The following is a 12,145-nucleotide window of genomic DNA, read 5'->3' as shown; positions in this document are numbered from 1 at the left end:
TCCTTGTCTGTTGGTCCCGGTGGGGATGTACAGGGTTCGCCACCACGACCCGAACCGATGGGTGAAGTCCACGTTCGTTACCCGCTCGTGATCTTCACCCCCGAACGAGGGCCAGCCCCACGGGCCTCAAGCGGAAGGCGCACGCAGGCCGCACGCACAGGAGGCGCGGTGCCGGTCTCGAGGACCCGCACCGCGCCTCCTGGGGTTCAGACGTCCCGGGCGAAGCAGACCGACTCGGCCGACCCGACGTACGAGCCGAAGAGGGGGATGCTCTCGTAGCCCTCGCGTTCGTAGAAGCGGATGGCGTCCGGCTGCAGGGTGCCCGTCTCGAGGACGACCCGTCGGGCGCCCAGGGCACGAGCCTCGTCCTCGAGGCGGCGCAGCACCTCCGTCGCCACCCCCGACCCCCGCGCGTCGGGGTCGACGTACATCCGCTTGACCTCGACCGTGTCCGGGCCGACCACCGCGTCCGCCAGCGGTCGCAGGCCTCCGCAGGCGACCGGGCGGCCGTCGTCCGATCGGGCGACGACGAACACGGGGACGTCCGCCGCGGACGGCGGCGTGCCGGGCTCGTGGTCGTCGCTGCCGTAGCGGGCGTCGAGCTCGGCTCGTTGCGCGCGGCGGAGGGCCTCGGCGTCGGGGTGGTCGAAGGGGGTCGGGGTGATCGTCCAGCTCATGTGCTCCATCCTCTCCGACCGACAGGGACCGTCGCTCGTGGTCACGCCGGGCGCCCCCGGGGCGGATCGCGGCGTGACGCACCGTCTACGCTCGGCGGCATGCTGTCGTTGACCCGCGTGCGGGAGTCGTTCTGGTTCTTGCCCGCCGTGTTCGGGATCGTGGCGATCGTGCTGGCCGAGGTGCTCGTCACCGTCGACCGCACCCTGCCCACGTCGCTGACCGAGGGCCTGCCGCTGCTGGGTGCCCTCAGCGCCTCCGGGGTCGCTCGCTGCTGTCGGGCATCGGCACCTCGATGCTGACGGTGGCCGGCACGTCGTTCTCGATCACGATCTCGGTGCTCGCCACGACCTCGTCGACCTACGGCCCGCGCCTGGTCCGCAACTTCATGGCCGACCGGGCCAACCAGTTCGTGCTCGCCACGTTCACCTCGACCTTCCTCTACTGCATCGTCGTGATGCGCACCGTCCACACCGAGGTCGACGACACGAGCGCCTTCGTCCCGGTGATCGCCGTGCACGTCGCCGTGCTGCTCAGCGTGTTCGACGTCGGGGTGCTGGTCTTCTTCATCCACCACATCGCGGGGTCGGTGCAGATCACCTCGCTGCAGGCGCGGGTGCTCGACGACCTGCGGGCCGTCGCCGCGCTCGTCTACCCGACGAGCCCGGGCGACGACGTCGACCAGGAGGCGCGGGCCGGCCTCTCGGACGACGGTTCCGTCCCGGCCGACGGCGCGGTCGTCCGGGCCGACGCCGACGGCTACGTGCAGGCGGTCGCGTGGGAGGCGCTCCGCCGCGCGGCCGTCCGCGACGGCGTCGTCGTCGAGGTCGTCGCGATGCCCGGCCGGTACGTGATCGTGGGCGACCCGCTCGTCGTGACCAGCGCCTCCCTGGCGGCGGACGCGGTCCGCGAGCTCCGCCGCGCCGTCACGCTCGGAGCCGCCCGGACGCCGCACCAGGACGTCGAGTTCGCCCTGCAGCAGCTCGTCGAGATCGCCGTGCGCGGCCTGGCGTCGGGCAGCAACGACCCCTACACGGCCGTCAGCGCGCTCGACATGTCGGCCGGTGTGCTCGTGCCGCTGTGGCGCCGCGGCGAGCCGGTCACCGCCCTGCTCGACGACGACGGCGCCCCGGCCGTCCTCGTCTCGTGGCCGTCGGTGGACGAGCTCGTCGACTCGCTGTTCGACACCGTCCGCACCTACGCGCTCGACCAGCCCGCCGTGCTCGCGGCGGCGCTGCGCCTCATCGCCCGGCTCGACGACGCGGCGGGCCCTGCCCGGGCCGGCCGGCTGGCCGACCACGAGAGGGCCGTCCGGGGTGCGCTCGCCTCGTGAGACCCACGGGCCTCGGCCCCGGCCCCGGTGTCGGTGGTGTGACGTAGCGTCCTCGGTGGGAGGCGTGATGAGAGACCACCGGCAGCTGACGGCGCGAACCGGCGCGCGCCTCCTCGTCGACCCCTCGGCTCGCCGCGTCCTCACGACCGGGTGCGAGGTCACGCCGTGACCGTCGTCGTCGGTCCCGTCGGCGGCGACGAACGCCCCGACCACCTGCTGCCGCAGCAGGCCTCCGAGGCCGTCCACGCGGGCTTCCCGTCGCCGGCCCAGGGCTACTACAACGGGCCCGTCGACCTCAACCAGCACCTGATGCGCGACCCGACGGCGACGTTCCTCGTGCGGGTGAGCGGCGACAGCATGACCGGTGCGGGCATCTTCGACGGCGACGAGCTCGTCGTCGACCGCGGGCTCGACGCCCACGACGGCAGCGTGGTCGTCGCCGTCGTCAACGCCGAGCTGACGGTCAAGCGCCTGTCGTACCGGCAGGGGCAGATGGTGCTGAGCCCCGAGAACCCGGCCTACCCCGAGATCGTGCTCTCCGAACTCGACGAGGCCACGATCTGGGGCGTCGTGACGAGGTGCCTGCACCGTGTCTAGGTCCACGACGTCCGAGCGCAGCATCGCGATCGTCGACGCCAACAACTTCTACGTCTCGTGCGAGCGGGTGTTCGACCCGTCGCTCGAGGGCAAGCCGGTGGTCGTCCTGTCGAACAACGACGGCTGCGTCATCGCGCGCTCGCAAGAGGCGAAGGCCCTGAACGTCGACATGGCGGCACCGTGGCACAGCATCGCCCCGATCGCGGCGATGCAGGGCGTCGTCGCGGTCTCGAGCAACTACGAGCTCTACGGCGACATGTCGGCCCGGTCGGCCGAGATCCTCAGCCGGTACACGAGCGACCAAGAGGTCTACTCGATCGACGAGTCCTTCATCGAGCTGACCGGCACGCTCGACGAGACGATCGCGCAGGCCCGCGAGATCCGTCGGGCGATGCGCAAGCTCATCGGCCTGCCGGTCAGCATCGGCATCGCGTCGACCAAGACCCTGGCGAAGCTCGCCAACCGCGGCTCGAAGCAGAACGCCGCCCTGGCCGGCGTCTGCCACCTGGGCAGCTACGCCCCCGACCGGCAGACCGCCATCCTGGCGAGCGTCGACGTCGGCGACGTCTGGGGCATCGGCCGTCGCACGGCGAAGAAGCTCGCGCCCCTCGGCATCCACACCGCGGCCGACCTGCGCGACGCCGACGCCGCCCGCATCCGCACGCGCTTCGGCGTCGTGCAGGCCCGCGTGGTGCACGAGCTGCGCGGGGTCGACTGCCTGCCGATCGAGCAGGTGCAGCCCGAGCGCGAGCAGATCTACCACTCGCGGTCGTTCGCCGTGCCGATCACGACGGTGACCGAACTCGAAGAGGTGCTGTCGGTCTACACGCAGCGGGCCGCGGCGCGCTTGCGGAAGCAGGGCTCGCTGACGCGCCTCATGCGGTGCTTCACGGCGACGTCGCCGTTCTCCGACAGCGCCGCCCACACGAACCACTCCGTGTCGGTCGCGTTCCCCGAGCCCACCGACGATGCCGCCCTGCTCTATCGGTCGGCCATCGCCGCCCTCGGTCCGCAGCTCGAAGCCGGCAAGCGCTACGTCCGGGCCGGCGTCACCCTCATGGAGCTCACCCCGCGCGACGAGCACGCCAGCCTCGACGTCTTCGGCGAGGGCGACGCGACACCGCCCGCCTACGGCGCGGTCATCGACCGCATCGCGGGCAAGTTCGGCGAAGACACGCTGGGTCTCGGCATCGCCGGCCTCCGCCACCGCCGCGGCTGGTCGATGAAGCGCGACATGGTCTCGCCCCGCGCCACCACCCACTGGGACGAACTGGCGACCGTGAAGGCGCGGTAGCCGGCTCTCGGTCGCGAGGTCGATCCGTGTCCCTCTCGCGGACGAGATCGCCGTCACGCCCCACGCGACGCACCATGCTGGGCTGATGACCGCCACGACCGCCACGACCGCCACGACCGCCACGCGGGTCGTGCTCGGCTCCTCGGCAGCAGTCCTGCTGGTGTCGGTCGTCATGATCGTCCTCGCCCAGCGCGCCGCGAGCGAGGGCCGCGCACTCGTCGTGGGAGCCCTGGGGGGCACGACGCTCGCCGTGGTGGCCGCGCTCGTCGCGGGTGTCGCCCTGATCGTCCTGATCGTCGGCCTCGCCTGGTGGCTCACCCGTCGGTCGGGCTTCTGGCCGCAGATCCTCGTGCGGTCCGCCGCGTCGCTCCTCGCGGTGGTCGTCGGCCTCGGACTCTGCGTGGTCGCCTGGCTCGGCGCACTGGGCTTCGTGAGGTACGTCGACGTGGGCACGGTGGACGGACGAACGGTCATGGTGGCCGAACACCAGTCGCTGGCCGGTCTGGGCGCCGTGCTCGGCTACCGGGACGGCTGGCTCTTCACGCCCGTTCCCGGCGCGACCGGCCGCGAGATCGACCCCGACGACGGCGTGGTCGACCCGCAGGCCGAGTTCGGTGGGTACCGACTCGAACTGACCGCAGGCCGGGTGACGGTCCGGTTCGGGGCGGACGGCCGGAACGTCCTGACCGCACCTCGCCGATAGGCCGCCTGCCGAGCCTTACTTCGAGGTGGCGAGCCCGACGAACGCGGCCGCGATCAGCCCGGCGCCGACGACGGTGATGGCGATGATGAGGACGTGGAAGAACAGGACCATGGGGGCGTCGGTCTCTCTCTGATCGGGTGCGGCGGGGTGTCGGCACGACAGACCCCCATCGTACCGATCGAGCCTGGGCGGGCGGCGTCCGCGGTGGGTGCGGGCGAGCGGCCTACGCTCGGACGATGACGACCCACCGCCTCGACCCCCGCACCGACACCGCCGCCGAGGTCTTCTCGCGCGACCACGCTCCCGTGCTGACGATCGACCCCGGCGACACGGTCGTCGTCCGGTCGCTCGACGCGTCCGGCCACCTCGAGCCGCAGACCGTGCCCGGCGAGGTCACCCCGTACCTCTTCCCGACCCGCCGCGGCCACGCCCTGACCGGCCCGATCGCCGTCCGGGGCGCCCGACCAGGCGACATGCTGCAGCTCGACCTGCTCTCTCTCACGCCCGACGACTGGGGGTTCACGGTCGCCGCGGCCGCCGACACCCCCGTCACGCGCCACCTCGGCCTCGTCGACGCCGACGCGGCCTGGCTGCTCTGGAGCATCGACCGCGAGGCCGGCACCGCCACCGAGAGCCGGGGCCTCCGTCGCCCGATCGCGCCGTTCCTCGGCGTCATGGGACTGGCACCGGCCGAGGCCGGAGAGCACTCGACCATCCCGCCCCGCGCCTCCGTGGGTGGCAACATCGACTGCCGCGACCTCGTCGCGGGCACCACCCTGTGGTTGCCCGTCGCGGTCGACGACGCCCTGCTCTACCTCGGCGACGGCCACGCGGCGCAGGGCGACGGCGAGGTCGGCGGCACCGCGATCGAGACCGGCATGACGACGGAGGCGCGGGTCGGCCTGGCCACCGACCGCCCGCTCGCGACGATCCACGCCGAGACCCCCGAGGCCCGCATCACGTTCGGCTTCGACGCCGACCTCAACGTCGCCGGCGGTGACGCCCTCGCCGCGATGGTCGAGTGGATGCAGCAGCTGTACTCGCTCGACGCGGCCACGTCGCTGGCCTTCGCCAGCACGGTCGTCGACCTGCGGGTCACGCAGGTCGCGAACCGCACGTGGGGCGTCCACGCCGTGTTGCCCCGCGACGTGCTCGTCCCCGCCTGACCCGAACCGCGCCTCCTGCCCGCACCCTCGCCCTGCTCGCACCCCCGCGCCGCACCCCTCCGTCCGGCGCTGAACCCCTGCCTAGGCAAATCGTCGATCGCCGGTGCAGGGGGTGACAGACGCGGTCCGCGCGGCGCACCCTCGCGTCCGGCGCTGAACCCCCGCCTAGGCAAATCGCCGACCGCCGGTGCAGGGGGTGACAGACTCGGTCCGCGCGGCGCACCCTCGCGTCCGGCGCTGAACCTCTGCCTAGGCAAATCGTCGAGCGCCGATGCAGGGGGTGGCCGGGGCGGCCCCGCGGCGGTTCGGGTCGCGACGCCACGTCCGACGGTGGGCCGACACTCCGAATTCGGCGCCCCGAATACCTCTGATCAGCACTTTTCCGGTCGAGGAGGCGCGCTCGGCATGGCAGGATCGTCAGGTTCCGAGACACCGGCGTCTCCACCCGACCGTCTCGAAAGGCGCTGCCCCCATGTCGTTCTGGGCCCTCTTCCTCATCGCGCTCGGCGTCTCCGCCGACGCCTTCGCCGTCGCCCTCGGCAAGGGCCTGCACATGACGCGCTTCAACCTGCGGCACGCGCTCGTCATCGCCGTCACCTTCGGCGCGTTCCAGGCGCTGATGCCTCTGCTCGGCTGGTTGCTGGGCTCGACCTTCGCGCAGTACATCGCGCCCTTCGACCACTGGGTCGCGTTCGGCCTGCTCGCCCTGATCGGCGGCAAGATGCTCTACGAGGCGTTCTCGTCACACCAGGACGACGAGAAGGACACCGACCGACTCCCCCTGCGCGAACTGGCCGTGCTCGCCGTCGCGACGAGCATCGATGCCCTCGCGGTCGGCGTGACCCTGGCGTTCCTGCCGGTCTCGATCGGTTGGGCGATCCTGCTGATCGGAGTCACCACGGCCGTGCTGACCTTCGTGGGCGTGCTCGTCGGTCGCCGGGTGGGCGCGACGTTCGGCAAGCCGGCCGAGATCGCCGGTGGAGTGATCCTCATCCTGATCGGCGTGAACATCGTGCTCGAGCACACGGGTGTCCTCGGCTGATCCGCCACGTACAGGATCGCGGACGAACCCCGAACGCGAAGACGAACCCCGAGAGATCGGGGTTCGTCTTCGTGTCGGGGGTTCATCGCCGCACGTGGCGACACGATCACGCAGGAGGCGCGGGCCGGGCCGGTCGCTTACCTTCCGCAGGTGCGTCAGTAGCGCGGCATCCGCAGCTGCGCCAGTGCGGGGGCGTGCAGCGGCTGGGTCTCCCACAGGGCGGTGAAGGTGCCGTCGGCCTCGTCGAGCGTCAGGTGCAGGCGGTGCGGCGTCTCGACGAAGACGACGTCCACGTGCAGGAGGTCGGCCGAGCGGGTCGCGCTCGTGGCGACAGGCGTGCCGGCGGTGCCGGAGCCGGAGCCGTCGCCGGCACGGGCGCCGGAGCCGTCGGCGGTGACGACCCAGTCCTCGGCCTCGATCCGGGCCACGAGCCGGTCGTCGGCCTCGACGAGGGTGAGCGTGGTCGCGGCGTCGGCCGAGGAGCGGAGTTCGACCACGGTGAGGCCGGGCTGGTCGTTGCCGTCGGCCGCGGTGAACGAGACGAGTCGCTCGGTGCCGGGGGAGTGCTGGTCGGCGACCGGCGCCTCCTCGGCGGACGGGCGGACGGGTGCGGCATCGTGCTCGGCCGGCCCGGCGACCCCGGGCAGGGTGAGGTCGGCCAGGCGGGCCGCCAAGGCGGCGTCGGCACCGGCGGCACCCGCGGTGCCCGCATCGCCCACCCTCAGGGCGTCGGCGTCGGCGTCGGCGACAGCACCCGCCCCGAACGCCGGCAGCAGGTGCGTCCAGGCGGCGTCGAGCACGGCCTGCATGTCGAGGGACTGGCCGGTGAGCGCGAGGACGACGTCGTGCTCGGGCAGCACGACGGCGAACTGCCCGTAGGCGCCGTCGCCGCGGTAGCCGTGACGGGCGATCCAGAACTGGAACCCGTAGCCCTGGGCCCAGTCCGGGTTCGCCTCCCCGGCGTTCGAGACGTGAGCGCGGGTGGCCTCGGCGACCCACTCGCGCGGCAGCAGCTGGACGCCGTCCCACTCGCCCTGCTGCAGGTAGAGCTGCCCGAGGGCGGCGATCGCGTGGGTGGTGGCGTGCAGCCCGCTGTAGCCGAGCTCGCGACCCGACTCGTCGCGCTGCCAACCGACCTCGCCGATGCCGAGCGGGTCGAGCAGGCGCGGGCGCAGGTACTCGGTGAGCGACTGCCCGGTGACCCGCTGCACGATTGCGCCCACGCTGAACGTGCAGGGCTGGTTGTAGGCGAAGACGGTGCCGGGTTCCTCGTCGGGCGGGGTGAGCAGGAAGCCGCGGACCACGTCGACGGGGTCGATGGCCAGCGCCCGGTCGAGCGTCTCGGCCCGGTGCCCGCTGGCCATCGCCAGCACGTGTCGGACGCGCATCGACCGGCTGCGCGGGTCGGTGACCTCGGCGTCGAGTTCGGGGAAGTGGCTGAGCACGGTGTCGTCGAGACCCATCAGGCCCTCCGCCACGGCGAAGCCCACCGCCGACGAGGTGAAGCTCTTGCTCAGCGAGTAGAGCAGGTGCACCCGGCCGGCCGAGTACGGAGCCCACCAACCCTCGGCGACGACGTGCCCGTGGCGCAGCAGCATGATGCTGTGCGGCTCGACCCCGGCGGTGGACTCGAGGGCGTCGACGAAGGCGGAGACTCCCGCCGCGTCGACGTTCTGGGCAGAGGGCGTGCTGCGCGGCAGCGTCGTCGAGGTCACGCCCCGACCCTATGCCCGCTCCTCGGCAGGTCGGGTCCGACCAGGGGTGGTCAGGGCACCTGCGGAGCCGACGGGGGAGAACCGAGGAGGCGCGGGTCAGGTCGCGAGGGACGTCAACCGCAGGTCGACCAGAGGCACCCGGTCCCGCGGCAGCACCACGAGCACGATCGAGCCGTCGACCTCGGCGCCCCAGCCCACGACGTCGGGGTCGGTGTCGATCAGCACGGCGTCGCGTTCGACGTCGTCGACGACGAGCACTGCGCCCGGCTGGGCATGGCGAGCCGTCACGGGGGCGTCCAGCACGGGCACGGCGCCGTCGGGTCGGCGGCTCCGTCCCTCGGCGGTGTTGATCAGGACGTGGTTGACGTGCCGGGCGAGGTGATCGGCCACGGTGACGGGTACGGCCGGCGGTTCCGGGTCGGCGGGCGCGGTCGTGGTGACCACCGCCTCCCAGAGCAACGGGTGCCGGAACGCCCGAAGTCCGGCCACGAACCAGTCCGGTTGTCCGGCTGCCAGGGCGTTCGCCAGGTGGGCGTCGATCTCGGCGACGCCCTCGACCAGGTTCGACGGAGCGTCGGGCTCGGACGGATCGGCGACGAACACGTAGTTCAGGGCGACGGCGTGCAGGACGTCGTCGTGCGCGATCGTGCTGGGCTGGGTGAGGCCCAGGCGCGGCTGGTCGACGAAGGTGAAGACGGGTCGACCGAACGTCGCGGCGACCTCGACGGCGGTCCGCGGGCGGGGCAGGGCGTGCAGGTCGGCGCTCTCGGCGAAGTCCATCACCCCATGGTCGCACCGCGGCCGTCGGTGACCGTCGCGTCGCCGAGGGTCGCCGTCGGCACCGCGTCGGCCACGACCTCGGCCTCGCGGGTGCGCTCGGCGCGGACGAAGCCGATGCCGACCACGATCAGCAGCCCGCCGCCGAGCTGCAGCGGGGTGAGGGCCTCGTCGAGCAGCAGCCAGGCGTAGAGGGCGGCCGCCGCGACCTCGAGCAGGCCGACGAACGACGCCAGGCGCGAGCCGAGCATGCTGCTGGCCGTGATGCTCGTGGCGTAGGCGAGCGCGGTGGCGATGACGCCGACGACGAGCATCGGCACCCACCACGGCACGACCGCGTCGAAGAGGGGCACGTCGGCCGCCGACGTCGTGAACGGCACGAGGCCGGTGAGCCCGAGCAGGCCGAGCAGGCCGGACCCGACCAGCAGGCCCGACGCCGCGAGGGCGACCGGCGGCAGCTCGCCGCTCGGGCGCGCGGCGAGCACGAAGTAGGCCGCGCAGCACACCATGGCCGCCCCGGCGAGTGCCAGGCCGACAGGGTCGAGGGCCACGCCCCCGCTCGGGGCGACGACCAGCAGGAGGCCCGCGAAGGCGATCACGGAGCCCACGAGCACGACGGCCTGCGGCACGCGCCGCGTGGTCACCCAGGCCACCCCGACGAGCAGCAGCGGGGCGAGGTACTCGACCAGGATCGCCGTGCCGACCGGGATGCGGACGACCGCGGCGAAGTAGAAGACCTGCGTGCCGGCGACGCCGACCACGGCCATGCCGAGCACCCGCCACCGGGCTCGCCAGACCGGACCGAGCCGGCCCCGCAGGGCGAACAGGGCGACGGGGGCGAGCACCACCCCGCCGATGAGGGCTCTGACGGTGACGGCGGCGACCGGGCTCCAGCCCGACTCGAGCAGCGGCTTGACGAAGGGGCCCGAGAAGCCGAACGAGGCGGCCGCGACCAGGGCGACGAGCAGGCCCGCGGTGGTCGAGGCCGGGCGGCCCGCGGCGATGGGTGTCGTCGACGGCGGGGTGGTGATCGCACCAGTGCTCACGGGGTGTCCTCCTGTCAGGGCCGTCGTGCACAATGGCTGGTGACGCGCCGTCTCTGACGCGAGCGTACGACCGCCCCAAACAAGGAGTCAACTTGCATTTCGCCCCTGACACCGAAGACGTCCTCGAGTTCAACGTCGCCCTGGTCAACACGGGTGCCGGGGCGAGTCGATCCGGCGACGACGAGTTGTCGACCCGGGCCGAGCTCACGGCCCTGCTCGACGTGTTCGCCTTCTCGGGCCGCTTCGACCGCGACGACGCCGAGCTGGCCGCGGTGCAGGGCGTCCGGGCCGAGCTGCGTCGCATCTGGACGCTCGAACGCGACCTCCTGGCCGGCGAGGTGAACCGGATGCTGGCCGACAGCGTCTCGTCCCCCCGTCTCGTGCGGCACGACGCACTCGACTGGCACCTGCACGCGACGAGCGACGACGCGCCCCTGGCCGATCGCATCCGCGTCGAGTCGGCGCTCGCGCTGGTCGACGTGATCCGCACCGACGAGACCGGGCGGTTGCGGGCCTGTGCCGCCGACGACTGCGAGGGCGTCTTCGTCGACCTGTCGCGCAACGGCTCCAAGCGGTTCTGCAGCGTGCGCTGCGGCAACCGGGTCAACATGATCGCCTTCCGAGAGCGCCGGGCCGACGCCGACTGACCCGAGCGTCGGGCTGACGACGACCGACGCGGCGCGTCGAGGTGCGAGCTCGATGTCCCCCAAACGAGTTGCGCACAACTTGGTCGCGCACGACGTGCTACTGTCCTCGACATGACCGCAGCAGCCGCGACGACGACCCCGGGCCCGACGCCCGTGCTCGACGAGCAGATCTGCTTCGCGCTCTACAACGCGTCGCGGGCGGTCACGGCCCGCTACCGCGACCTGCTCACCCCGCTCGGCCTGACCTACCCGCAGTACCTCGTGTTGCTCGTCCTCTGGCAGGGCGGTCCGACCACCGTCTCCGAGCTCGGCCAGCAACTGCAGCTCGAGTCGGGCACGCTGTCGCCGCTGCTCAAGCGGCTCGAGGCCCACGGTCTGCTGACGCGCACCCGGTCGGCCGCCGACGAGCGTTCGGTCGACGTCGCCCTGACCGATTCCGGCACCGCGCTCCGCGAGCAGGCCGCCGGTTTCGCCGACCAGATCTGCGGCGCGACGGGGCTCGAGCTGACCGACCTCCAGACGCTGCGGGCCGACATCGCCGCGCTCGCCGCCGCCGTCCGGGCCAACACCGCCGCCGTGACCGCCTCCGCCGCCACCCCGGCCTCCGCCGCCACGCCGGCCGCCGCAGACCCGCACCACTGACCCACCAGATCCCCCTCCACCCCGTCCGGTGCCCCTCGGCACCGACCCCACGAAAGAGAGCACTCCATGCCCACTCGCACCTCACGCACCGCCTGGAACGGCAGCCTCGAGACCGGTGAAGGCCAGGTCGAGCTCTCGAGCTCGAAGCTCGGCACCTACGACGTCTCGTTCCCGAAGCGCGCCGCCGACGACGCCAACGGTTCGACCAGCCCCGAAGAGCTGCTCGCCGCGGCCCACTCGGCCTGCTACGCCATGCAGTTCTCGGCCGTCCTCGGCCAGGCCGGCGGCACCGTCGAGGCCCTCGACGTCAAGGCCGACGTCTCGCTCGGCCCGGACTCGGCCGGCGGCTTCAAGCTCACCGGCATCGCCCTCACCGTCCGCGGCGAGGTCTCGGGCATCGACGAGGCCGCCTTCCTCGAGGCCGCCCAGAACGCCAAGGAGACGTGCCCGGTCTCGAAGGCCCTCACGGGCGTCGAGATCACCCTCGACGCCGCGCTCGAGGCGTAGG

At 72.7% G+C, this 12,145-nt stretch carries 14 protein-coding genes; 10 read left to right on the top strand and 4 right to left on the bottom strand.

What is annotated here, in order from left to right:
• Positions 1-206: 206 nt before the first annotated feature.
• Positions 207-677, bottom strand: coding sequence for a GNAT family N-acetyltransferase (locus ASG05_RS05390; RefSeq protein ID WP_056258537.1), 471 nt, complete (start codon positions 675-677; stop codon positions 207-209).
• Between the two features lie 99 nt (positions 678-776).
• On the opposite strand from ASG05_RS05390, the gene ASG05_RS05385 reads away from it, so the two are divergent.
• The 7 genes from ASG05_RS05385 (at position 777) to ASG05_RS05355 (ending at position 6,810) form a co-directional block, all read left to right on the top strand.
• Positions 777-977 (top strand): hypothetical protein, encoded by a 201-nt coding sequence (locus ASG05_RS05385; protein WP_056258093.1) that lies wholly within the window; start codon positions 777-779, stop codon positions 975-977.
• Positions 971-2,008: a DUF2254 domain-containing protein gene (locus ASG05_RS05380; RefSeq protein ID WP_082486384.1), complete on the top strand. Its 1,038-nt coding sequence runs from the start codon at positions 971-973 to the stop codon at positions 2,006-2,008. Before ASG05_RS05385 ends, ASG05_RS05380 begins: the two co-directional genes overlap by 7 nt.
• Positions 2,009-2,173: 165 nt before the next feature.
• Positions 2,174-2,605, top strand: a complete 432-nt coding sequence (locus ASG05_RS05375; RefSeq protein WP_056258088.1) for a LexA family transcriptional regulator — start codon at positions 2,174-2,176, stop codon at positions 2,603-2,605.
• Positions 2,598-3,899, top strand: a complete 1,302-nt coding sequence (locus tag ASG05_RS05370) for a Y-family DNA polymerase (RefSeq protein ID WP_056258086.1) — start codon at positions 2,598-2,600, stop codon at positions 3,897-3,899. Before ASG05_RS05375 ends, ASG05_RS05370 begins: the two co-directional genes overlap by 8 nt.
• Positions 3,900-3,984: 85 nt before the next feature.
• Positions 3,985-4,602, top strand: a complete 618-nt coding sequence (locus tag ASG05_RS05365) for a hypothetical protein (protein WP_056258083.1) — start codon at positions 3,985-3,987, stop codon at positions 4,600-4,602.
• A gap of 236 nt (positions 4,603-4,838) precedes the next feature.
• The gene (locus ASG05_RS05360; protein WP_056258081.1) at positions 4,839-5,768 is read left to right on the top strand and encodes an acetamidase/formamidase family protein; all 930 of its coding nucleotides are present in this window, start codon (positions 4,839-4,841) and stop codon (positions 5,766-5,768) included.
• 472 nt (positions 5,769-6,240) lie between these two features.
• A complete protein-coding gene (locus ASG05_RS05355) occupies positions 6,241-6,810 on the top strand; it encodes a manganese efflux pump MntP family protein (protein WP_056258078.1) in 570 nt (189 codons plus the stop codon).
• Positions 6,811-6,965: 155 nt separating this feature from the next.
• Here ASG05_RS05355 and ASG05_RS05350 read toward each other — a convergent pair whose 3' ends face one another.
• The 3 genes from ASG05_RS05350 to ASG05_RS05340 all read right to left on the bottom strand — a co-directional run bounded on the left by ASG05_RS05350 (position 6,966) and on the right by ASG05_RS05340 (position 10,348).
• Positions 6,966-8,525, bottom strand: a complete 1,560-nt coding sequence (locus ASG05_RS05350) for a serine hydrolase (protein WP_056258076.1) — start codon at positions 8,523-8,525, stop codon at positions 6,966-6,968.
• A gap of 96 nt (positions 8,526-8,621) precedes the next feature.
• The gene (locus ASG05_RS05345; RefSeq protein WP_056258073.1) at positions 8,622-9,305 is read right to left on the bottom strand and encodes a hypothetical protein; all 684 of its coding nucleotides are present in this window, start codon (positions 9,303-9,305) and stop codon (positions 8,622-8,624) included.
• The gene (locus ASG05_RS05340; protein ID WP_369814035.1) at positions 9,305-10,348 is read right to left on the bottom strand and encodes a DMT family transporter; all 1,044 of its coding nucleotides are present in this window, start codon (positions 10,346-10,348) and stop codon (positions 9,305-9,307) included. The genes ASG05_RS05345 and ASG05_RS05340 overlap by 1 nt, the downstream gene beginning before the upstream one ends.
• A 92-nt stretch (positions 10,349-10,440) precedes the next feature.
• On the opposite strand from ASG05_RS05340, the gene ASG05_RS05335 reads away from it, so the two are divergent.
• The 3 genes from ASG05_RS05335 to ASG05_RS05325 all read left to right on the top strand — a co-directional run bounded on the left by ASG05_RS05335 (position 10,441) and on the right by ASG05_RS05325 (position 12,144).
• Complete coding sequence (locus tag ASG05_RS05335; protein ID WP_235491394.1) at positions 10,441-10,995, top strand: CGNR zinc finger domain-containing protein; 555 nt, start codon at positions 10,441-10,443, stop codon at positions 10,993-10,995.
• A 111-nt stretch (positions 10,996-11,106) separates the two neighbouring features.
• Positions 11,107-11,637, top strand: a complete 531-nt coding sequence (locus ASG05_RS05330) for a MarR family winged helix-turn-helix transcriptional regulator (RefSeq protein WP_056258070.1) — start codon at positions 11,107-11,109, stop codon at positions 11,635-11,637.
• A gap of 66 nt (positions 11,638-11,703) precedes the next feature.
• Positions 11,704-12,144 (top strand): OsmC family peroxiredoxin, encoded by a 441-nt coding sequence (locus ASG05_RS05325; RefSeq protein WP_056258068.1) that lies wholly within the window; start codon positions 11,704-11,706, stop codon positions 12,142-12,144.
• Position 12,145 lies beyond the last annotated feature (1 nt).

The organism is Frigoribacterium sp. Leaf186 (assembly GCF_001423905.1).
Classification (GTDB): Bacteria; Actinomycetota; Actinomycetes; order Actinomycetales; family Microbacteriaceae; genus Frigoribacterium.
This window is presented reverse-complemented; position numbering and strand designations above follow the sequence as displayed.

Bases quoted from the DNA above. Each gene is read 5' to 3' on its own strand.
- ASG05_RS05365 (WP_056258083.1), top strand. From the start codon at position 3,985: ATGACCGCCACGACCGCCACGACCGCCACGACCGCCACGCGGGTCGTG.
- ASG05_RS05345 (WP_056258073.1), bottom strand. From the start codon at position 9,305: ATGGACTTCGCCGAGAGCGCCGACCTGCACGCCCTGCCCCGCCCGCGG.
- ASG05_RS05355 (WP_056258078.1), top strand. From the start codon at position 6,241: ATGTCGTTCTGGGCCCTCTTCCTCATCGCGCTCGGCGTCTCCGCCGAC.
- ASG05_RS05390 (WP_056258537.1), bottom strand. From the start codon at position 677: ATGAGCTGGACGATCACCCCGACCCCCTTCGACCACCCCGACGCCGAG.
- ASG05_RS05385 (WP_056258093.1), top strand. From the start codon at position 777: ATGCTGTCGTTGACCCGCGTGCGGGAGTCGTTCTGGTTCTTGCCCGCC.
- ASG05_RS05330 (WP_056258070.1), top strand. From the start codon at position 11,107: ATGACCGCAGCAGCCGCGACGACGACCCCGGGCCCGACGCCCGTGCTC.
- ASG05_RS05380 (WP_082486384.1), top strand. From the start codon at position 971: ATGCTGACGGTGGCCGGCACGTCGTTCTCGATCACGATCTCGGTGCTC.
- ASG05_RS05325 (WP_056258068.1), top strand. From the start codon at position 11,704: ATGCCCACTCGCACCTCACGCACCGCCTGGAACGGCAGCCTCGAGACC.
- ASG05_RS05360 (WP_056258081.1), top strand. From the start codon at position 4,839: ATGACGACCCACCGCCTCGACCCCCGCACCGACACCGCCGCCGAGGTC.